The sequence below is a fragment of the Lachnoclostridium sp. An76 genome (assembly GCF_002161355.1).
In the GTDB taxonomy this organism is placed as follows: Bacteria; Bacillota; Clostridia; order Lachnospirales; family Lachnospiraceae; genus Mediterraneibacter; species Mediterraneibacter caccavium.
Genome location: NZ_NFHL01000011.1, coordinates 1 through 20,867, shown reverse-complemented (window position 1 = coordinate 20,867; position 20,867 = coordinate 1). Strand labels below are relative to the sequence as shown.

At 50.2% G+C, this 20,867-nt stretch carries 25 protein-coding genes and 2 pseudogenes; 6 read left to right on the top strand and 21 right to left on the bottom strand.

What is annotated here, in order from left to right:
- Positions 1–186: 186 nt before the first annotated feature.
- Positions 187–1,665: pseudogene (locus B5G27_RS14470) on the bottom strand (transposase); the annotation flags it as partial.
- Positions 1,666–1,742: 77 nt separating this feature from the next.
- Between B5G27_RS14470 and B5G27_RS14465 the strand changes: the two are divergent.
- Positions 1,743–2,036 (top strand): transposase, encoded by a 294-nt coding sequence (locus tag B5G27_RS14465; protein WP_087178690.1) that lies wholly within the window; start codon positions 1,743–1,745, stop codon positions 2,034–2,036.
- 41 nt (positions 2,037–2,077) lie between these two features.
- The gene (locus B5G27_RS14460) at positions 2,078–2,956 is read left to right on the top strand and encodes an IS3 family transposase (RefSeq protein ID WP_143405290.1); all 879 of its coding nucleotides are present in this window, start codon (positions 2,078–2,080) and stop codon (positions 2,954–2,956) included.
- 53 nt (positions 2,957–3,009) lie between these two features.
- Here the strand turns inward: B5G27_RS14460 and B5G27_RS14455 are convergent.
- The 18 genes and pseudogenes from B5G27_RS14455 to B5G27_RS14370 form a co-directional block, all read right to left on the bottom strand.
- Positions 3,010–3,303: pseudogene (locus B5G27_RS14455) on the bottom strand (IS1182 family transposase); the annotation flags it as partial.
- Between the two features lie 254 nt (positions 3,304–3,557).
- Complete coding sequence (locus B5G27_RS14450) at positions 3,558–4,550, bottom strand: mechanosensitive ion channel family protein (protein WP_087179625.1); 993 nt, start codon at positions 4,548–4,550, stop codon at positions 3,558–3,560.
- The gene (gene pgeF, locus B5G27_RS14445) at positions 4,550–5,422 is read right to left on the bottom strand and encodes a peptidoglycan editing factor PgeF (protein WP_206609008.1); all 873 of its coding nucleotides are present in this window, start codon (positions 5,420–5,422) and stop codon (positions 4,550–4,552) included. The genes B5G27_RS14450 and pgeF overlap by 1 nt, the downstream gene beginning before the upstream one ends.
- A 4-nt stretch (positions 5,423–5,426) precedes the next feature.
- Positions 5,427–5,813 carry a YraN family protein gene (locus B5G27_RS14440; RefSeq protein ID WP_087179558.1) on the bottom strand — a complete coding sequence of 129 codons (387 nt, stop codon included), beginning with the start codon at positions 5,811–5,813 and terminating at the stop codon, positions 5,427–5,429.
- A gap of 66 nt (positions 5,814–5,879) precedes the next feature.
- Positions 5,880–6,659, bottom strand: a complete 780-nt coding sequence (locus B5G27_RS14435; protein WP_087179557.1) for a ribonuclease HII — start codon at positions 6,657–6,659, stop codon at positions 5,880–5,882.
- Complete coding sequence (gene lepB, locus B5G27_RS14430; protein ID WP_087179556.1) at positions 6,652–7,188, bottom strand: signal peptidase I; 537 nt, start codon at positions 7,186–7,188, stop codon at positions 6,652–6,654. Before lepB (B5G27_RS14430) ends, B5G27_RS14435 begins: the two co-directional genes overlap by 8 nt.
- A gap of 17 nt (positions 7,189–7,205) precedes the next feature.
- The gene (gene ylqF, locus B5G27_RS14425; RefSeq protein WP_087179555.1) at positions 7,206–8,051 is read right to left on the bottom strand and encodes a ribosome biogenesis GTPase YlqF; all 846 of its coding nucleotides are present in this window, start codon (positions 8,049–8,051) and stop codon (positions 7,206–7,208) included.
- Between the two features lie 72 nt (positions 8,052–8,123).
- Entirely contained in the window at positions 8,124–8,792 is a 669-nt protein-coding gene (lepB, locus tag B5G27_RS14420; protein WP_087179554.1) for a signal peptidase I, read from the bottom strand.
- Between the two features lie 74 nt (positions 8,793–8,866).
- Positions 8,867–9,214 carry a 50S ribosomal protein L19 gene (gene rplS / locus B5G27_RS14415; protein ID WP_087179553.1) on the bottom strand — a complete coding sequence of 116 codons (348 nt, stop codon included), beginning with the start codon at positions 9,212–9,214 and terminating at the stop codon, positions 8,867–8,869.
- 303 nt (positions 9,215–9,517) lie between these two features.
- Positions 9,518–10,885, bottom strand: coding sequence for an FIVAR domain-containing protein (locus B5G27_RS14410; protein ID WP_087179552.1), 1,368 nt, complete (start codon positions 10,883–10,885; stop codon positions 9,518–9,520).
- Between the two features lie 146 nt (positions 10,886–11,031).
- Positions 11,032–11,835 carry a tRNA (guanosine(37)-N1)-methyltransferase TrmD gene (trmD, locus tag B5G27_RS14405; RefSeq protein WP_087179551.1) on the bottom strand — a complete coding sequence of 268 codons (804 nt, stop codon included), beginning with the start codon at positions 11,833–11,835 and terminating at the stop codon, positions 11,032–11,034.
- A 31-nt stretch (positions 11,836–11,866) separates the two neighbouring features.
- The gene (gene rimM, locus B5G27_RS14400) at positions 11,867–12,370 is read right to left on the bottom strand and encodes a ribosome maturation factor RimM (protein ID WP_087179550.1); all 504 of its coding nucleotides are present in this window, start codon (positions 12,368–12,370) and stop codon (positions 11,867–11,869) included.
- Positions 12,371–12,464: 94 nt separating this feature from the next.
- Positions 12,465–12,692 carry a KH domain-containing protein gene (locus B5G27_RS14395; RefSeq protein ID WP_087179549.1) on the bottom strand — a complete coding sequence of 76 codons (228 nt, stop codon included), beginning with the start codon at positions 12,690–12,692 and terminating at the stop codon, positions 12,465–12,467.
- A 23-nt stretch (positions 12,693–12,715) separates the two neighbouring features.
- Positions 12,716–12,961: a 30S ribosomal protein S16 gene (rpsP, locus tag B5G27_RS14390; protein WP_087151789.1), complete on the bottom strand. Its 246-nt coding sequence runs from the start codon at positions 12,959–12,961 to the stop codon at positions 12,716–12,718.
- Positions 12,962–13,062: 101 nt separating this feature from the next.
- Positions 13,063–14,424: a signal recognition particle protein gene (gene ffh / locus B5G27_RS14385; RefSeq protein ID WP_087179548.1), complete on the bottom strand. Its 1,362-nt coding sequence runs from the start codon at positions 14,422–14,424 to the stop codon at positions 13,063–13,065.
- Between the two features lie 35 nt (positions 14,425–14,459).
- Entirely contained in the window at positions 14,460–14,810 is a 351-nt protein-coding gene (ylxM, locus tag B5G27_RS14380; RefSeq protein ID WP_087179547.1) for a YlxM family DNA-binding protein, read from the bottom strand.
- Between the two features lie 108 nt (positions 14,811–14,918).
- Positions 14,919–16,559, bottom strand: a complete 1,641-nt coding sequence (hcp, locus tag B5G27_RS14375) for a hydroxylamine reductase (RefSeq protein ID WP_087179546.1) — start codon at positions 16,557–16,559, stop codon at positions 14,919–14,921.
- Between the two features lie 71 nt (positions 16,560–16,630).
- A complete protein-coding gene (locus B5G27_RS14370; protein ID WP_087179545.1) occupies positions 16,631–17,272 on the bottom strand; it encodes an ATP-binding protein in 642 nt (213 codons plus the stop codon).
- Between the two features lie 91 nt (positions 17,273–17,363).
- On the opposite strand from B5G27_RS14370, the gene B5G27_RS14365 reads away from it, so the two are divergent.
- Positions 17,364–18,050 (top strand): Crp/Fnr family transcriptional regulator, encoded by a 687-nt coding sequence (locus tag B5G27_RS14365; RefSeq protein WP_087179544.1) that lies wholly within the window; start codon positions 17,364–17,366, stop codon positions 18,048–18,050.
- A 75-nt stretch (positions 18,051–18,125) separates the two neighbouring features.
- Here B5G27_RS14365 and B5G27_RS14360 read toward each other — a convergent pair whose 3' ends face one another.
- Positions 18,126–19,043 (bottom strand): S8 family peptidase, encoded by a 918-nt coding sequence (locus B5G27_RS14360; RefSeq protein ID WP_087179624.1) that lies wholly within the window; start codon positions 19,041–19,043, stop codon positions 18,126–18,128.
- A 148-nt stretch (positions 19,044–19,191) separates the two neighbouring features.
- On the opposite strand from B5G27_RS14360, the gene B5G27_RS14355 reads away from it, so the two are divergent.
- A complete protein-coding gene (locus B5G27_RS14355; RefSeq protein ID WP_087179543.1) occupies positions 19,192–19,404 on the top strand; it encodes a chorion class high-cysteine HCB protein 13 in 213 nt (70 codons plus the stop codon).
- A 141-nt stretch (positions 19,405–19,545) separates the two neighbouring features.
- Here the strand turns inward: B5G27_RS14355 and B5G27_RS16175 are convergent, their stop codons facing one another.
- The gene (locus B5G27_RS16175; protein ID WP_164488457.1) at positions 19,546–19,707 is read right to left on the bottom strand and encodes a hypothetical protein; all 162 of its coding nucleotides are present in this window, start codon (positions 19,705–19,707) and stop codon (positions 19,546–19,548) included.
- A 184-nt stretch (positions 19,708–19,891) separates the two neighbouring features.
- Here B5G27_RS16175 and B5G27_RS14350 point away from each other — a divergent pair, with 184 nt between their 5' ends.
- Together B5G27_RS14350 and B5G27_RS14345 are read left to right on the top strand one after the other, a co-directional pair.
- The gene (locus B5G27_RS14350; RefSeq protein WP_087179542.1) at positions 19,892–20,473 is read left to right on the top strand and encodes a hypothetical protein; all 582 of its coding nucleotides are present in this window, start codon (positions 19,892–19,894) and stop codon (positions 20,471–20,473) included.
- Complete coding sequence (locus tag B5G27_RS14345) at positions 20,376–20,666, top strand: hypothetical protein (protein WP_087179541.1); 291 nt, start codon at positions 20,376–20,378, stop codon at positions 20,664–20,666. Before B5G27_RS14350 ends, B5G27_RS14345 begins: the two co-directional genes overlap by 98 nt.
- Positions 20,667–20,867 lie beyond the last annotated feature (201 nt).

Genomic DNA, 20,867 nt, shown 5'->3' with positions numbered 1-20,867 from the left:
TTATTTTTTAATGGGGCTGTCGGTTAATACCGATTTTTGACTCCTGACAAACAGGACGGGGACAATCCCGCAGAATACGGACTTTTTTGAGCCGTTATTCTGTCGGAGACTGCCTCCGTCCTGTTTGTAAACGCTATTTTAGGGCGCAATAACCCCTTGGCTGGATTTTTCAGAGCGCTCCTCTGGTTAAGCCGCTTCCTGCTCCTTTTTCCCTTCAAATTTTTCGATTTCCTGATGTAAAAACCGATGATATTTCATGATGTTCCGCCCTATGGCATACAGCATGAACTCTTTATATACTTTCTCTTTCGAACGGTAGTTAAAACGACGGAAGTTTTCGTTCTCTTTGATATCTCCAAAGTGACCCTCTGTCTGGATCGACCGTGTCTGACGTTTCAGGATCCCTTCTTCACTCTGGATATTCGTGTTGGACTCCTCCCTCAGTTCTTCCCAGCGTTCATTGATCTTCATGACCTTGTTCTGGTCCGGATTCTTTTCGGGATTGTATTTATAAAGACATTTCGATTTATATTCACATTCACTGCAGTCCGCACAGCCGTATACCTCTACTGTCTGTGTGTAGCCGTCCTGTTCTTTGCTTTCTGTCCGGATATGGTGCAGTTCTCTTCCGTCATGGCAGATATAATAGTGCTCATTCTCAAAAACGGCGTATGTCATGTTGTAATACTTCCCGATGTCTTCTTTGTATGCCCGTGTCTTCCTCTTCTCATGGTCCTGCAGCTTGATGAAGCTGCGGATCCTGTTCTCTTTCAGATACAGCAGGTTCTTTTCACTGCAGTAGCCGCTGTCGGCAGTGACTGCCTCCAGCTTATCCCCAAACGCTTTCCTGTGTTTTTCCAGAACTGGGATCAGCGTGTTGTAGTCTGTCCGGTCATTGCTTACATATCCGTGGACAATAAAGTAATTTTCTACTGCGATCTGGACGTTATAGGCAGGTTTTAACTGCCCGTTCATCATATGGTCCTCTTTCATCCGCATGAATGTCGCTTCCAGATCTGTCTTAGAATAGCTGTTGCGGTCTTTCCCCATGATCTTAAAGCATTCTTTATACTCCATCAGGCGCTTTCCGCATTCTTCCAGTCCCTCATAAAGTTTCTGGATCTCCGGCTTACGCATTCCCTTCCCGAAAACAAACTCAATCCCTTCTCCCTCTGCAATCCGCATCAGGTTCTTCTGCAGTTTCCGGATTTCAAGCGGGGAACAATGATCGATCTCGATTATGGTATTATTAGGGATCTTCTTATGCTTTGTCAGTTTCCGCTCCCTGTTCTTTTGGATGATCTTCCTGACTTTGTCCATCCCCTCAATCACAAACATATGTGCATCCCCAAGGTCATATTTCGGGCCATACCCATTGTCCAGCAGGAAAGCGTTGTACTTTGTATAAAGGGCATCAATCGTATCCAGCAGGCCTGCAAGATGGTAATTCAGGCTGCCCCGCCAGACAAAGGTATATCTGTTGGCATTTGCCTCCAGTTTCGTTCCATCGATATAAAGTTCTTTCAGTGTAAGAAACCCTTCTTTTTCCAGGCGGCGCATGAACTGGTAATTCAATTCATCCAGGACTTCCCCTGTGAGCTTTTTGCCTTTAAAATCGTAAAAAACATCCCTTTGAGGCTTCTGCCCTTTAGTGGTAGTATAAAAATAGTACAAAGTAAAGATGCCATGCAGACCTAAATCATGTATGATAAGAGAGATGATAAAAAGGAGGCAGTACAGGCATGGCAAAGGGTAGCAGATACGATCAACAGTTTAAGGAGAATGCAGTCAGGTATCGTTTGGAACATCCAGAACTCTCACTTCAGAAGGCAGCTGAGAATCTGGGAATCAGTGATTCCGCTCTCAAGACGTGGCTACGAGCGGCCAGAGAGAACGAAGGGAGCGTACCAACACGGGGATCCGGGAATTATTCCAGTGATGAGGCGAAAGAGATCGCACGTCTCCAGCGTGAACTAAGGGATACAAAGGATGCGCTTGAAATTCTAAAAAAAGCCATCAGTATCCTGGGAAAATGACAGAGGCTGTCTATACTGCCACAGCGGAGTATATTGTGGAAATGGAGCAGCGTCCGGTGAAGCACCACGTCTCTGTCAGCGGGGTACTGAAACATCTTGGTGTTTCACGATCCGGTTATAATGCTTGGAAAAAAAGAGTCCCTTCTGCCACGGAAAAACACCGTGGGGAGATCAAACAGAAAATCCGAAAAATCTATGAAGATTCCCACCAGAACTATGGAGCCCCTAAGATCACAAGGGAATTGTGGAAAACCGGTGAAAAAATCGCAGTGAAAACTGTGGCGAATTACATGCGTCAGATGGGAATCAAAGCCCAATGGGTAAAGCCATATGTACAAACAACCATAGATTCTGATTTCAGTTCGAAACTGCATAACATTCTGAATGAACAGTTCAATCCCGCTCAGCCGGATGCTGTATGGGTGTCGGATATCACTTATATCTGGACGTTTGACGGCTTTGTATACTTAACCAGCATTATGGATCTGTATTCCCGGAAAATCATCGCATGGGTCTTGGGCGAAACACTGGAAGCATCCCATGTGGTGGAATGTATCGAGAAAGCAAAGAAAATCCGCAGAATAGCACATCCGCTTATCATACATACAGACCGTGGCTGCCAGTATGTATCGGATGCATTCCGTAAAGCAACAGAGGGGATGGTAAACAGCTATTCAAAAAAAGCATATCCATGGGACAATGCGTGTATTGAATCGTTCCATGCATTACTGAAAAGGGAGTGGATCAACCGTTTTAAAATTTTTAATTACCGGCATGCATATAAGCTGGTATTCGAATATATAGAAACATTTTATAACACAGTGAGGACACACAGCCATTGTGGATATCTTTCGCCAGATCAGTATGAAAAAGAATACTATGCAGCGTTAGATGAAAGAGCTGAAGCTTTAGCAGGGTAACTCAACATTAAAAGGGCATATTTAATTTGTACTTTTTCTTGACATAGGACCACTTTCGTCAGCCAGATAAAAGCAAGGTCTCTCTGGCACAGATCAACAATCCGGTCAACGGCCCGGACTCCGCGCATGTTTGCGTAGGTAACGACAGCATACAGCATGATTGGGTTAAACCCGGTTCTTCCCTTGTTTGGATAACAGGCCAGCAGGCCTGAAAAATCTAATTCCTCCATCACTTTTTTCAGGGTATAGACTGGATCGTCATCGGGTAGACTCAATTCGAAGAAACTGAAGTTAATTTTCTGTTGCCCAATTTCAAAAAAGTCGTTATAATAATCTTGTTTTTGCATAGTTCCATTATAACATGGAACGGAGAGAAAGATGGTTGTCGTTAGCCATCTTTTTCTCTTTTTACAGGATAAATTTCAGGGGCAGTTGTGACTCATGCGAGTCACAACTGCCCCTGTTTTGGACTATCTATTTCCCGACAGCCCCTTTTTACCTTTGACATTCTTTTCATTTTGCCATTCTTTTTATTTTGACGTTCTTTTCTGTGCACTTTTATTTGACGTTCTTTTCTGTACACCGGTCATATCGGATCCTGTCACTTTCCTTCTTCCCGCACATGCACTGTGAGCTGATTATACGGGATATCGATGCCTTCCGCGTCAAAAGTCAGCTTGATCTCTTCCATCAGCCTCCATCTTGTCGCCCAGTATTCCTCTGTCTTTACCCACGCCCTCAGGCCGATCATCACCGCGCTGTCTGCCAGCGAATCCACGAATACCCGGATCTCTTCATCCTGTATGATACTCTCGTCATGCAGGAGCATATCCTCGATCAGGGATTTTGCCTTCTTAAGATCTGCGTCATAAGAAATCCCCACCTTCAGGTCCAGTTTCCGCTCCGGGCGGGCCGTCACATTTGTCAGGCTGTTATTGGTCAGGATACTGTTCGGCACGACCACAGTCTGATTGTCCACTGTTGCAAGCTTTGTATAAAATATCTGGATTTCCTTTACCGTCCCTTCGATCCCTTCCTGGGTAACAACGATATAATCTCCCACTGCGAAAGGCTTCAGCAAGAGGATCAGCACCCCGCCCGCGAAATTGGACAGGCTCCCCTGCACGGCCAGGCCGATCGCGACGCCGGCGGATGCGATCAGAGCTGCCACAGACGAAGACTCGACCCCGAATTTTGTCGCTATGATAAACAACAGAAGGGCATACAGGCCGAATTTCAGCATGGAGTCGACAAACTGCTTTACCCCGGCGTCTGCGTTCGTCCGCTCAAAGGATTTCCTCACAACCTTCCGGATCCATTTGATGATCTTGCTTCCTACAAAGAACAGGACGAGCGCCAACAGCACCCGGACGCCAAACGCCACAAGATCCGGGATATGGTCTTCAAAAAACTGCACGAACTGATTGACCTCCCGGGTTGCCTCAGTTGTCACCTCCTGCACAGATTCCTGGACATCTGACGGCAGAGAATTATCCGTCACATCCACAGCCCCCGCCGCAGCCGCGCGAAACAGCCTGCCCGCGCCGGGAGCAGAAAGCAGCTCCCTCACTGCTGATATTAAGTACCCTGATATCATTCTGATCCTCCTCCCGTTATTTGTTTTAAAGCAAGGAATGCACACAGGTTCCCGCGCTGATCCCCCGCCGCGCGGTGGGAATACAGGATATCACTGTTGCAGTGGGTACATACATTGGTCACCGCGATATGTTCTTCGGAAATCCCTGACTCCCTGAAGATCCATTCATTCGCCTTCCAGAGATCAAGCTGGTATTTTCCATCCGGCTTCCTGTAAAAAAGCTGGTCCCAGAGCGGTTCCGCAAAAGCTTCTTTCACCCTCTCGATCACATCCCCGCTCACCTCATAGCAGTCCATACACACAGAAGGCCCCACTGCCGCGAGGATATCTCCGGGATCAGAGCCGAACGTTTCTCTCATGAGCTCAACAGTCTTCTTCCCGATCTTTCCCACCGTTCCCCGCCAGCCGGAATGGCTCAGGCCGATCGCCTTTTTCACAGGATCCACAAAATACAGAGGCACACAGTCCGCATAAGAAGTCACAAGACAGATTCCCGGAACATCCGTGACCAGCCCGTCCACATCCGTGTAGTCTCTTTCTCTGACAACGCCTTTTCCCCTGTCATTCTCCGTAACCACCCGCACATTCGTAGTGTGGGTCTGCCGGGAAAGCACCATGTCCTCACAGCGTACACCCATGGCTTCCCCGATCCGCCGGAAATTCTCCCTGACAGCCTCTTCCCTGTCCCCGCGGTCAAAGCTTAAGTTCAGGGACGCATAGCATCCCTCACTGACGCCGCCCAGCCGGGTGGAAAAGCCATGTCTTACGATGCCCGTCTTCTCAAACATCGGATATTTCAGGTATGGCGTCTCACCGCGCACCTCGTCAAAAACATGCCTCTCATCTTTATACTTCAGCCCCAGTCCCATATCTTCACCCCGCAAATGCATTTTTAATATGTACCACTTCCGCCCCTTCTATTCCGACTACATCGAACCGGCACGGCACATCGTCTATGTGATGCTCCGCCAGATAAAACATGGCGCACCGGAAGATCGTCCGCTGCTTGCCCGCGCCCACCGCCTCCAGAGGGCTGCCCTTCCTTCCGTCGGAGCGGTACTTGACTTCGCAGAACACCAGGTATTCCCCATCCTTCGCGATCAGGTCGATCTCCCCTGCCCTGCACCTGTAATTATACTCCAGGATCTCATACCCGAGCTGTTCCAGATAATATCCGGCCGCACGCTCATAATCCGTCCCGGTCTGCCTGGTACTCTTTCTCTGCTGCTCCTGAAATCTGCTTCCTCTTCTCTCAGCCATATCCTGTATCTCAGTCTGTCTATATACCTCTGTCTTGTCTCTGCTTCTCAGTCTGACGATGCATCATCAAACCAGAAAATTTTTTATAAAAGTCTGCCTGTGGATCGGTGTCGGACCCAAACGCCGGATCGCCTCGATATGCTCCTTTGACCCGTATCCTTTGTGCTGCGCGAACCCGTATCCCGGCAGGATCTCATCATACTGCACCATCAGCCTGTCCCTCGTCACCTTGGCGATAATGCTGGCAGCGGCGATAGACACGCTTTTGGCATCCCCCTTGATGATCGGCACCTGCGGGATACTGACGTCCGGTATGGTTACCGCATCATTCAGAAGGAGCTGAGGGGAGACTCCGAGATTGCTGACAGCCTCCCGCATCGCCTCATAAGTTGCCTGAAGGATATTGATCTCATCGATCCTTGCGGGGGATGCCATGCCCACGCCCACTGCCTCTGCCTTTTCCATGATCTCATCATAGAGCAGTTCCCTCTTTGCAGGGGAGAGTTTTTTCGAGTCGTTCAGATAAAGGATCTCACAGTCATCCGGCAGGATGACCGCCCCCGCGACCACAGGGCCCGCCAGAGGACCCCGCCCCGCCTCATCGATCCCGCAGATCAGGCTGTATGTACCGCCATGCTTATCACTGTACTTATGTTCAAAACTGCGCATCGCTTCCAGGCGCATGCGCTCTTTTTGCATGGCTTCTGCTTTCTTCCTGTACGCGCCGATCAGCTTCTGTACCCCGCTGCGCTCATCAGAGCCGTATATCTCGTACAGACTCTCCAACTGCGCGGCATCTGCCTGTTCAAACTCTTCTTTTATCTGTGAAATACTTTTCTTACTCATGTTTGATCACTCCGAATCTATCAAGAGGCCAGATACGGATCCAGGCACGTCCCAGCAGCTCATCTCTGTGGATCACTCCCACATTTACGGAACGGCTGTCCTGGCTGTTGTTCCGGTTATCTCCGAGCACAAAGTACTCATCCGGCCCCAGTGTGACCGGCTCAGCCGCCAGGCCCGGATTATCCATCACCGCATTTCCGTAATGCTCATCGAGCAGGGTGCCGTTGATATATACATATCCGTCCGTGATCTGCACCGTCTCCCCCGGAAGCCCGATGATCCGCTTGATATAATATGTGTTTTCCGCATACCGGTATGGGAAGACTACAATGTCATAGCGCTTCGGATCACGGAACCGGTATGATATTTTATCCACGATGAGATGGTCGCCGTCAGCAAGCGTTGTCTCCATGGATTCCCCGCTCACCTGAGTCCTCTGCCCTACAAAGGTGACCACAACATACGATGCGGCAACAACAAGCACGATAAATATGATCCAGCCAAAAAGTTCTCTGATTATGCCTCTCATTTATGTCTTCCTTCCTGTTAAGCTTCCGGCCTTTCCAGAGTAATGCGCCCCAGCTTTCCTCCCCGGAAATCATCCAGCAGGATCGATGCGGCTTTTTCCGTATCCAGCTCGCTCCCGCGCACAAGGCAGTGCCTGTTCTCAGCGATATCCTTCAGGCACTCGTAGGCATCCCCCACTGCCGGAATGCTGTATTTTTCCTCCAGGACGCCCGGGTACCCGGCGCTTAAGAATTTTATCAGCTCAGCAGCCAGCTCCTCTGTCTGGAGGATCTCATCTTTGATGGAACCGATGAATGCCAGCTTCAGCCCTACCTCCTGGTCCTCGAACTTCGGCCAGAGGATGCCCGGTGTATCCAGAAGCTCTACGTTTTTGTTCAGCCGGATCCACTGTTTCCCCTTTGTGACCCCCGGCTTGTTCCCAGTCTTGGCGCACGCTTTTCCTGCAAGAGAATTGATAAAAGTGGATTTCCCCACATTCGGGATCCCCACTACCATCGCGCGCACTGGTCTGTTTAAAATCCCTCTCTTGCGGTCTCTCTCTGTCTTTTCCCGGCATGCCTCCTGGATGACCGACTGGATCGACTTCATGCCGCCGCCCTTTTTCGAATTCACTTTCACCGCAGAATAGCCTTTCCCACGGAAATACTCGATCCATTCATCACTGGCTGCCTCTTCCGCCAGATCCGCCTTATTCAGAAGGATCAGGCGCACCTTATTCTTTCCCAGCTCATCGATATCCGGATTCCTGCTGCTCAGCGGGATCCTGGCATCAGTCAGCTCAATGATCAGGTCGATCAGCTTTATATTTTCCTGCATCATCCTGCGGGCCTTTGTCATATGCCCGGGATACCATTGAAAATGCATATATCTACTCCATTCCGCCGTCCTGTCTGACGGCTCAGTTTTTCATGAAACAGACTCTGAGTCAGATCAGTCTCAGATCGTTCCTCTGTCCTCCGACGGGGAGGCGATATACCACGCCTTACCGCGGATCTCTTCTTTTTTTACATTGCCCGTACCCGGGTCTCTGCTGTCGCCGCCTGCGGTGCCATTGTCCCCCATCACAAAATATTCGTCATCTCCAAGCTCTACCGGTTCCTCAGCCAGGCCGGCATACTCGATTCCGGACACATGGATATCCTCAGACATCTCTTCCCCGTTGATCAGGATCTTCCCGTCTGTGATCTGCACCGTCTCCCCCGGCAGGCCGACGATCCTTTTCACAGAGTCATGCCTGTCCCCTGCCTGGGAAAACGCGACGATATCCCCCCGCTGCGGTTCTTTAAAATGGTAAACCGCCCGGTTGATAAGGATGACATCCCCATTCTTCAGCGCAGGCGCCATAGAGTCCCCCGCAATGCTCACTCTCTGTCCAAAGGCTGCCACGAGCAGCACTGCCGCCATACAGACGATCAGGATCTCCACGATCCAAAGGATGACCCCTTTTATCCCGATCCTGCCTGCCGGATCCTTCTCCTGCTCAAAATGCAGCCCTCTCTTTGTTTCAGTCTCAAACCTGAGCCCGCCGCGCGTGCTCCTCTTTCTCCCCGCTCCGGGCTTCTTTACTTTCTTCCCTCGTTTTTTCCGGAAATCCAAACCCTGCATACTCCCTCCAGCTCAGCCCTTTATATTCAAAAAGGGACAATATACAGTTCTGTAATTGTCCCTCTCATGATCAACTATTTTACTAATTCTTTTACCTTCGCAGCTTTTCCCACGCGTTTTCTTAAGTAGTTCAGTTTTGCCCTTCTTACTTTACCTCTGCGGACAACCTCGATCTTCTCAACGTGCGGAGAGTGGAGCGGCCATGTCTTCTCAACACCGATCCCGTTGGATGTCTTTCTCACTGTGAAAGTCTCTCTTGCGCCGCCTCCCTGTCTTTTCAGGACTGTTCCTTCAAAAACCTGGATCCTCTCGCGGTTACCCTCTTTGATCTTAGCGTATACCTTTACAGTATCGCCAACGTGGAATTCCGGCGCATTCTCCTTTAACTGCTCAGCTTCGATCTTCTTGATGATCTCGTTCATTTTGTGTGACCTCCTTCATATTTGACGTTCTTAACACATTTTTGTGCCAGAGGACCATCGCTCTTCTTTTCACAACTGTTGTAGTTTACCATACTTCTTCGGGATTTTCAAGTGCTGATTTGTATTTGAATATATTTTCCTGCTGTCCGGCTGCCTTTCACCCATCTGTATCCCATCGGTTTCTCACAGATACAGCAGGAGCGGGACCGCCTTTTCCAGGACAGTCCCGCTCCTGTTCTCCGATACTGCCGTTCTTCGTCAGCGATCAGATCATTCATCAAACACCTATCATCATACAACTGATCAGTGAACGTTTTTCCTCTTTGCAAACACAACTGCTGCAGCTGCCAGGATCATGACTGCCGCATATACCTGTACACTGGAAGCGTCTCCTGTGACCGGAGCTCCTGCCGCAGTACCTGTTGTCTGTCCGGATGTAGACGGAGCTGCAGGTTTCTCATCTGCCGCACCCGCTTTTTTCAGGCCATCAGCCGCTTTATCCAGAGCAGCCAGAGCATTGTCGATCTGCTCCTGAGTTGCATTTTCATCACTATATACTTTCATGGCCGCTTCGTAAGCTTCCTTATAAGCAGCCCATGATGCTTCTGTGTAATCTTTGCTGTCAGCCGCTTCATACTGATCGAGTGCATCTTTCAGTGCCCCCTTATCTGCTGCCGGCATTTCCTTCAGGTTGGCAATTGCATTTTCTACCGCTGCTTTTGCCCCGTCAACTTCGTACTGGAATGCAGCGTTCCCTTTCTCTGCCACTGCCTGAGCCTGCGCTACCGCATCAAGCAGAGCCTGCATGGAATCCTCAGTATAATTCTTTTCTTCCATGTTTTCAACTTCTTCGAGCACTGCAAGAAGTCCGTCAAAATTCGGGTCAAGCTTTTTGACTGTAACCTCAAATTCCTGTCCTTCATATCCAAAAACACTTCCATGCCCCGTTGTATCACCGACATGCTCAAACGAATTTCCCATCTCAGGAAGCGTTGCATACTCTATGATCGGACCAGCCTGTCCCCAGTATCCCTGCTCCTCGGATACATAGGTGAAGCTATAGAGCTCGTTTCCTTCTTCATCTACATAGGTAATCTCTGCTGTAACCGGGAATGTACCAATCACATTGATCTTGAACAGATTCGCTATAAGCGCATCCATTCCATAATACGCGCTGCTTGTTGAAGTTGTATTATAAATATACAGACCAACCGTCTCGATATATGCAAGATTTTCCACTGTCAGATTTGCTCCGTCATCTTCGCTGATAATCGCACATGTCCCATCCTCATTCGGCTGGAAACGGTACATGACTGTAACACTTGATTCAATATGGCGTGACATATAAGTCTGTTCAGTGTCTAATGCATAAGTAAATTTTGAACCAGCCTCTTTCATCGCTGCGTTCAGACCGTCAATATCTACTTTCGCATATACCGGGGTGCTTTTATCAACGCCGCTAAGGTCTACCTCTCCCCCGGTCAGATCTGTCATTTTATACTCATTGCCTGCTATGATAAAAGACAGATATTCACGATAATTTATACCTTTCTCTTCCAACTTATAGTTTTTCGCAAAAGCAGGCACTGTCATCGTCAGACATACGGCAGCCACGATTGCCATAGCCATCACGGTACGGCCCGCTCGTTTAAAAATACCTTTTACCTTCATTTTTAATCTTTTCCTCCTATTGATAGATGCTTGATGGGAAATTGTAATTACTTACAAAAACAAATTTTACCACCATAGCAGGCCCCATTCAATAGGCTTCCGAAATCAAGTTAAAAAGTATACATTTGTTCATTTGTGCACTGTTTTTAATTCAGGGCACGCAGCTCTTCCTCCAGCCACTTCCGTTCCTTCTCCGTCAGCTCACATTTCTCAAACAAGTCCGGCCTTCTCTCGTAGGTTCTTAAAATGGACTGCTCCCTGCGCCATTTTTCGATATTCGCATGATGTCCCGACAGAAGCACCGGCGGGACTTTCTTCCCGTGCCACTCCTCGGGCCTGGAATACTGCGGGTATTCCAGGAGATTATCCTGGAAAGACTCAAACTCCGCGGACACATCATTGTGCAGCACGCCGGGCACAAGCCGGGAAATCGCGTCCACCATGACCATCGCCGGGAGCTCGCCGCCTGTGAGCACATAGTCCCCGATGGACACATAGTCTGTCACGATCTCTTCCAGCACACGCTCATCGATCCCCTCATAGTGCCCGCAGAGCAGGATCAGGTCTTCCTCCTGAGCCAGCTCTTCCGCCATCTTCTGGTCAAACACATCCCCCTGGGGAGAGAGATAGACAACGCGGGGACGTTTTCCCGGCGCGCTCTTCTCCGGCAGTTCTCCCTCTGCTGCATGATCCCCGGCTCCGTACTGCCCGGATGCGATCTTATCTGCCACCGCTTTGTACGCCAGATAAACCGGCTCCGCCTGCATAAGCATCCCTGCGCCGCCGCCGTATGGATAATCATCCACACTCTGGTGCTTGTTAAAAGCATAATCTCTGATATTGACTGCCTCTATGGAGAGAAGACCAGCGTTTACAGCTCTCCCGATGATGCTTGTATTCAGCCCGTCCATAACCATATCAGGGAACAGTGTAAGTATATGAAAATTCATATTTCTGATCTCCTTTTCAAATGCCTGATCCTTAAATCAGCCCGTCCAGCAGGCGGACCAGCATTTTCTTTTCTTCTACATTTACATCAAGGACGCACTGACGAATCGCAGGGATAAGGACCTCACCGTGATCATCCGATTCCACGATATAAACCTCATTTGCCCCTGTCTCCATCACATCTTTGACAACTCCAAAGCGCCCATCTTCGGTAAAGACCTCCATGCCGATCAGATCTGCGATATAATATTCGTCCTCATCCAGAGGCACCGCATCCTCTCTTGGGACAAAGAGTCCTTTGCCCTTATATTTTTCGATATCATTTATATTGTCAATGCCTTTAAACTTTACGATCACAAACTGCTTGAAGAACTTTACCGACTGGACTTCCAGTTCAAGCTGTTCTCTTCCGGTGTCCAAAAGCACTTTTTTCAATTTTTTAAAACGCAAGGGATCGTCTGTCGTCGGAAAGACTTTTACCTCGCCCCGTATTCCGTGGGTGGATGAGATCACCCCCACCTGAAGAAACTGTTCCATCTCTTGGGTTCCTTTCTATTCCCATTTTAGGAAAAAGAAAGGGGCAGCCGCTTCATGCCTATGAAGACTGTCCCCCTTTTTCACATATCTGATGCTATACAATATCAACAACGACCCTTTTATCTTCCTTTGCTGCCGCTGCCTTTACAACAGAACGGATCGCCTTAGCAATGCGCCCCTGTTTACCGATCACTTTTCCCATGTCGCCTTCTGCCACATGAAGTTCCAGTACAGTAGTCTTTCCCTCCTGCTTCTCATTGACAGAGACCTCGTCCGGATGGTCTACAAGAGCTTTTGCGATAACTTCAACTAATTCTTTCATTTGCGCACCTCCGCAAAGACATCTTATTTCTCGATACCTGCTGCCTTGAAGATCTTGCCAACAACTTCAGTCGGCTGTGCACCGTTGTTCAGCCATTTCTTAGCTGCTTCCTCATCAACCTTGATCGCGCTCGGATCACAGTTCGGATCGTATGTTCCGATCTCTTCGATGAATCTTCCGTCTCTCGGGGATCTTGAATCAGCTACCACGATTCTATAAAAAGGAGCTTTCTTCTGTCCCATTCTTCTTAATCTGATCTTTACTGCCATTTTTGTCACCTCTTGTTTTTCTTTCTTTTTATTTTATATTGTTGCCTCTGCCGTCAGCCCCGCCGCATGTGCAGCCGGACGCCTCCGGCATGATCTATGTGTCAAAAGGGAAGTCTGAACCTGCCCTTCTTGCCACCTCTGCCGCCCAGCATTCCCGGAAGCTTCTTCATCATCTTCCTGGATTCATTGAACTGTTTTACCATCCGGTTTACCTCGGCGATATCCACGCCCGCCCCTCTGGCAATGCGGTGCTTCCTGGATGGGTTCAGGATATCCGGATCACGTCTCTCCTCCGGCGTCATGGAAAGGATCATCGCTTCCATCCTTGCCATTTTCTTCTCATTTTCTTCCGAGTCGAGGTCCGGCATCTTTCCTTTGCCGCCGAACGCCCCCATTCCCGGCATCATGCTCATGATGCTGGAGAGCCCGCCCATCTTGCGCATCTGTTCCATGCTCATCAGATAGTCGTCGAAATCAAACTGGGCTTTCTTCATCTTGTCAGCCATCTGCATGGCTTTCTCCTGGTCGATCTCAGCTCCTGCCTTCTCGATCAGGGACAGGACATCTCCCATACCGAGGATACGGGACGCCATCCTGTCAGGATAGAACTGTTCCAGGTCAGAGAGCTTCTCTCCCATACCGACGTAGAGGATCGGCCTGCCTGTCACTGCCTTGATGGACAGTGCCGCACCGCCTCTCGTATCTCCGTCCAGCTTCGTGACGATGACGCCGTCAATGCCGATCTTGTCATTGAAAGTTCCCGCCACGTTGACTGCGTCCTGACCGGTCATGGCATCGACCACAAGGATCGTCTGGTGGACTTCCACAGCCTCCTTGATCTCCTGCAGCTCCGCCATCATATCCTCATCGATATGCAGGCGGCCTGCGGTATCCAGGATCACGATATTGTTGCCGTTCTTAGCCGCATGCTGGACCGCCGCCTTCGCGATGTCCGCCGGGCGGTTCTTATCTCCCATGGAGAATACTTCCACGCCCTGCTTCTCTCCGTTGATCTGGAGCTGCCTGATCGCAGCCGGGCGGTACACGTCGCATGCCACGAGCAGCGGCTTCTTCCCTTTCAGCTTGAATTTCCCCGCCAGCTTCGCCGTGGTGGTCGTCTTACCAGCTCCCTGGAGGCCGGCCATCATGATGACGGTCATCGCGCTTCCCGGCTGGAGTTTGATCTCGGTCGTCTCAGAACCCATCAGTTTGACAAGTTCCTCATTTACGATCTTGATCACCATCTGCCCGGGATTCAGCCCGCTCATCACATCCTGCCCGACAGCCCGCTCCTGGACATCTTTTATAAAGCTTTTTACGACCTTAAAGTTTACATCCGCCTCAAGAAGCGCCATCTTCACCTCTCTGAGGGCCGCTTTTACGTCATCTTCCGTAAGGCGCCCCTTGCTCCGCAGGGACCGGAAAACATTCTGAAGTTTTTCTGTTAAGCTGTCAAATGCCATTCTGTAACCTCTCTGTGCCGCAGCATGCCTGCCGCCTATAATTCTTCAATGATCGCGGAAGAAATCCTGCGGATCCGTCCTATGACCTCTTCCGGATCTTCCTTTTCGCGCTCCCATTCTTCCAGCACTCTGTCGATCTGGGCCACCTTCTCCTTCACCGTGAGGAACCTTTCGACCAGATGCAGTTTCGCCTCATAGCCTTCCAGCGCCTTCTGGCAGCGCCTGACAAGATCATGCACGCCCTGCCTGCTGATCCCTTCGCTTTCCGCGATCTCGCTCAGAGAAAGGTCGTCCAGTACAAACTGTTCGTATACTTCCTTCTGGTGCTCAGTCAGGAGCTCTCCGTAAAAATCATATAATAATGCCTGCTCTAAAATCTTATCCATTGCTGTCACCTTTGCTATCATACATGAACGGAACAGTGCTGTCAAGTATTTTTTCTTTACACTTTAACAGGTCTGAAACGGAGTCTGAAACGGAAAAATCGTCCGTGTTCAATGCTCCGCGCCAAAGAACAGTTTCATATCCTCCTCCACAGTGCCAATTCCCGCGATACCGAAGTTCTCCGTCAGGACCGCCGCCACATTGGGGCTTAAAAATGCCGGAAGAGTGGGACCGAGATGGATATTTTTTACGCCAAGATGCAAAAGCGCCAGCAGGACGATGACCGCTTTCTGCTCGTACCATGCGATATTGTAGACAATGGGCAGGTCGTTGATATCATCCAGACCGAAAACTTCCTTCAGCTTCAAAGCAATGACAGCCAGGGAATAGGAGTCATTGCACTGTCCGGCATCCAGGACCCGCGGGATGCCGTTGATATCGCCCAGATCCAGCTTGTTGTATTTGTATTTCGCGCATCCGGCTGTCAGGATCACAGCGTCCTTCGGCAGCACCCTTGCAAACCCGGTATAGTATTCCCGGCTCTTAGCCCGGCCGTCACAGCCCGCCATGACAACGAACTTTTTGATGGCACCGCTTTTTACCGCTTCAACGACCTGATCCGCCAGAGACAGGACCTGCGCGTGGGCAAATCCGCCGATCAGCTCTCCCGTTTCGATCTCAGTGGGGGCGGCACATCTTTTTGCATGCTCAATGACGGCGGAAAAATCTTTCTGCTCCCCAATCTCTCCTGGGATATGCGTGCATCCCGGATAGCCGGCCGCGCCGGTGGTATAGAGCCTGTCCCTGTAGCTGTCCGAAGGCGGCACGATGCAGTTTGTGGTCATCAGGATGGGACCGTTGAAGGATCCGAATTCCTCCTTCTGCTTCCACCACGCATTCCCATAGTTTCCGATAAAGTTAGGATACTTTTTGAACGCCGGGTAATAGTGGGCGGGGAGCATCTCGGAATGGGTATACACATCCACTCCGGTTCCCTGCGTCTGTTCCAGCAGCATTTCCAGATCCCGCAGGTCGTGGCCGGAAACCAGGATACCGGGATTTTTCCCGACGCCGATATTCACCCTTGTGATCTCAGGATTTCCGTAGGCTTCCGTGTTGGCCCGGTCCAGCAGAGCCATGCCGGAGACGCCGTACTTTCCGGTTTCCATCGTCAGGGCAATCAGTTCCTCCATGCTGAGACTGTCATCCAGCGTAGCCGCCAGCGCCCGCTGAAGGAAGGCATCTGTCTCACCGTCGTCCTTCATCAGGACATTCGCGTGCTTCGCGTAGGCGGACAGACCCTTCAGGCCGTAGGTGATCAGTTCCCGCAGAGAGCGGATATCCTCGTTTTCTTCAGAAAGAACACCGACAGTTCCTGCCTTTTCTTCCCAGTTTCCGGAGCCGTCCCATCTGGCGGCTTCGGGCAGGGTGGACGGATCTGCCACCCGCGCCAGCAGAGCTTCCTTTTCTGTGAGTGTGTCGCGGATCCTCGCCTCAATACTCTCCCTGTCGAAATTCGCATTAGTAATGGTAGTAAACAGGTTCAGGGTAATCAGATGGTTGATCTCCGCAGATACCTGTTTGCCTTCCTGACGCAGCGCAGTTGTAACAGCCGAAATTCCTTTTGTGACATAGACGAGCAGATCCTGCATGGCCGCCACATCGGGCTTCTTCCCGCATACGCCGGACACGGTGCACCCCCTGCACCCCGCCGTTTCCTGACACTGATAGCAAAACATTTTTTCTTTCATATCTGACCTCCATGATAAATAATAGAAACTATATAGATTTTTTGTTAATATAACGGCTTGTTCCTTTCATTTTATCCCAGGATCTTCCCATCGACCGAGATCGTGGCCACCTCACAGGGGATGGATTTTCCGCTTGCCTGCAGCGCTCTCTTAGCGGCTGATTCCAAGCCGCCGCAGCAGGGTACTTCCATCCGCACGATGGTCACGCTTTGGATATTGTTATCTTGAATGATCTGGGTCAGCTTTTCACTGTAATCAATCCCGTCCAGCTTTGGACAGCCGATCAGCGTGATCTTCCCGCGCATAAAATCCCCGTGCATTCTGGCGTAGGCGTAGGCGCAGCAATCCGCTGCGATCAGCAATCTGGCTCCGTCAAAGCAGGGGGCGTTGATCGGGATCAGCTTGATCTGGCAGGGCCACTGCCCCAGCTGCGACCCTGCTCCCAGCGGAGCATAGGACAGATCCTGTCCGTTCTTTCTCCTCATATTTTCCTGGACAGCCTTTTCATCATAAGCAGCTGCCTCCCGTTCCACAAAGGAAATCGCGCCGGTTGGGCAGGTTGGCAGGCAGTCGCCCAGACCATCGCAATAATCGTCCCGCAGGAGCTTTGCCTTCCCGTTTACCATGCCGATAGCCCCTTCATGACAGGCTTCGGCGCAGGCCCCGCATCCATTGCATTTTTCTTCGTCAATCTGAATGATCTTACGGATCATGTTCAATCTCTCCTTTTTCTTGTGTTTTCGGGCACAGTATAATATAATTTTAAATGAATATCTGTTGTTATAACAACAAAGGAGAAAAAATATGGATCTGGCCAACACACAACTGTTTCGGGGACTGGAAAAGTCGGAGATCACAACGCTTTTGGACTGCCTGAATGCTGCGGAGCGCAATTTTCGAAAAGGAGAAACCATCCTTTCCGAAGGGAGTATTACCGAAAATATGGGGATCGTGCTGTCCGGTATGGCTGTGATCTCCAGCAGCGATATCTGGGGCAATACCAGTATTTTAGGGAATGCTGCGCCCGGTTCCGTATTCGCCGAAGTATATGCCTGCATTCCGGGGCAGCCGCTGCTCGTTACGGTGTCTGCTGCGGAGGATACTTCCGTACTGTTTCTGAATGCGGGCAGCATCCTGGCCACCTGTACTAATGCCTGCCCATTTCACACAAGGCTTGTCCGAAATCTGCTGACTGTCTGTGCCCACAAGAGCCTCCAGCTTTCCCAGAGGATCCTGCATACCAGTTCCAAATCCATCCGCGGGCGGCTGATGTCCTATTTTTCGGAATGCGCCAAACGGACCGGGAGCAGTTCCTTCCTGATCCCGTACAACCGCCAGCAACTGGCGGACTATCTGAATGTGGACCGCAGCGCCATGTGCAATGAGCTTTCCAAAATGCAGAAGGACGGCGTGATCGAATATGAGCGGAACCGCATTTTGCTCAAAGAACAGAAAGGACTTGATCCTTTGACAAAACCGCCTGTTCCATAGTCTGATAACTTCGGCAGTAAGGACAGGCGGTTTGGATTTTCTGATCACTCACGCACAGATGATTTTGTGTCATTTTTATCCAAGGTTGTCATTTAAAAGCCGCGCCACGTTCAGCATCCCCCATCCGCAGCCGGTTCCCGGCAGCCTTACGCATGCTTCCCTTAACCGCAGCTTCACTTCTACATTTGTCATATCCGGGTATTTGGACAGCAGGCACGCCACCGCTCCGGAAACTACCGGGGTTGCCATTGATGTGCCTGTTTTCATCGTGTACGGATGTTCGCCGGGACGGCCGTATCTGCCGTTGCAGCTTATGACTCCGGTCCCCGGGGCAAACACGTCCGGCTTTACCACACATTCCCCTGTCGGTCCCCTTCCGGAATAATTTACATTTTTCCTGCGTCTCTGCACGGGCGGAAGCTCCGTATCCGGGACCCCCACTGTAATTACCTTGCGGCTTGTGCCGGGCACAGCCACACTCCCCGCCCCCGGTCCGTAATTTCCCGCGGACACTGCCACCACAAGCCCACTGTCCCATAACTCCTCCACTGCCGCCAAAAACCGGCGCTTCTGATACTCCCCGAGATCCGGCTGCGTGCCCACTGAGATATTCACGATCCGCACTCCATACCTATCTTTTTGTTCCAGGATCCACCGGATCCCTGCTATGACATTTTCCACATTGCCATTCCCCTCGCGGTCCAGCACCTTGCCCACAAGAAGCGATGCTTCCGGAGCCATTCCCGCATACAGGCCATCCGACACTCTGCCGCTTCCCGCAAGGATCCCCGCCACATGGGTCCCGTGTCCGCTGTCATCACTGCATTTCATCGAATTCCCGACAAAATCCCTGAAACCGGCTGTACGCCCTTCCAGATCCGGATGGGCAGATAACCCTGTGTCAAGTACCGCGACCGTGACCCCCTTTCCCAGACATTTCCCTGATTTTATATCATCACACCAATAACTTACCGTCTGTTTTACCCATCTCATAATAAATCCCTTTTTAATCAGAATATTCTCCTGCATCGATTATTGTCCGTCACAGCCACTTTTCCCTGATCTTTGCTAATGCGGTAACCACTTTTTACGCTCTGCATACTATAAAACTGTAAACAATAACCTAATTGGAGGATTTAACATGAGTGATTTAACTGCTACAAACTGTGGATGCGGATGCGACAATGGAAACGGAATGTCTTCCTGCCTGTGGATCATTCTCCTGCTCTGCTGCTGCGGCGGATGCGGCGGCAACACATTTGGCGGCAACGGATGCGGCAACGACAGCTGCCTGTGGATCATCCTTCTGCTCTGCTGCTGCGGCGGATTCGGCAGCAATGGATGCGGATGCTGATCAATTTCAGAAGATTCTGACAGCTTGACCAATTGGGGTCAGACCCCTCTTCAGAGGGGTCTGACCCCTTGCACATTTTATATCACCCTTTCACTTTGTACAAAAGCGGGATGTACCTTTCCGCACACCCCGCTTTTTCTGTCATCCGACATCTTTGTTTTCAGACTGATGTTTCATTCCGATATTTCTTTGTTCCTTTTTCCCTGTTCCGCCATCTTCCGGTCCTTTCAGGCGCTTTTTCAGCATGCACTCTTCATCGATCTCATACACGGCGTTCCCGTCAATGATCAATTTTCTTGACACTGTCTTTTCATCCCTTTCTCTTTGCTTCTTAATTATTTTATGAACCTGTTTCCGAACCGTGCCCTGACTGAAACCTGCCTCCGTTTTTCACTGCATGCACGGCTTTTATCTTACATTTTTACCGCAATGCATAATTATATACACAGCAGCGTATATATTTACAACGCTATGTGCAGGAGCCTGTATGGACAAAAATCTTCCCGGACCAATGACCCCTTTTGACGACCTTGTTACTTCTCCGGAACTTCAGATCATGAAGCTGTTGATCCCCTATACTCCTGCATCCGGACGAAAAATGCTCGCAGCCTGCGTTAAGATCATGGAACTCAGGGAAACGCTCCATATATTCAGCGGTAAAAAAGGCGCTGTCAGGGCGCAGATGCTCACGGAAGAAGAAAATCCCTCTCCCATCGATCTGCTCAACAGTTTCCGGCCCTACCTGAAGCCCCGCGAAGCCGCTGCCCTGGATATGGTGATCAACTTAAAGGAAATGATGGCTGTCATGGAAATGATACAGAGTACATCCTCCTCAGAGCCCGGAGCGCCGGTTCTGGATCCGATGGATCTCCTGTCGGGAATGCTTTCCCCTGAACAGCAGGAGATGTTCCGCATGTATACTGATATGTTTTCGCAGACTGAAAGCAGTCCACAGAAAGGAGATGATATAGATGGAAGCAGAAGAATGGATGAACAATCCTGCAATGAAGAGTATAGATCCCGCCAAACTGGAGCTGATCCGGATGGCCGCATCGAAAACCTCGGGTAAAACAGGGAAAGAACTGGCTCCGGTCATGCTGGCTCTTATCACCAGCGCAAACAAGCAGGGCATCCAGTTTACCCCTGATGAGGTCACCCTGATCCTGGAAATCTTAAAGCAGGGGAAAAGCAAAGAAGAGCAGGAACAGATCGACAGAACAGTGCAGATGACCAGCTCGATATTCAAACGCCATAGACAGTGAAATCTGTATTTGTGGAGGAGCCGACCGATTGGTTAAACGTCCGAAAACCGTCGGTATGATTCAAGACGTTTTCGCGGCGGGCGGGGATATGGCTTGGGTTCCGGTTCCGTAATCTGGGAAAGACATAAAAAGAATGGGATGCGGCGTTAATTTCAAAGCGGAAGATTCGCCTGCGGCTCAGGCATCCGCTTTGAAATTAAC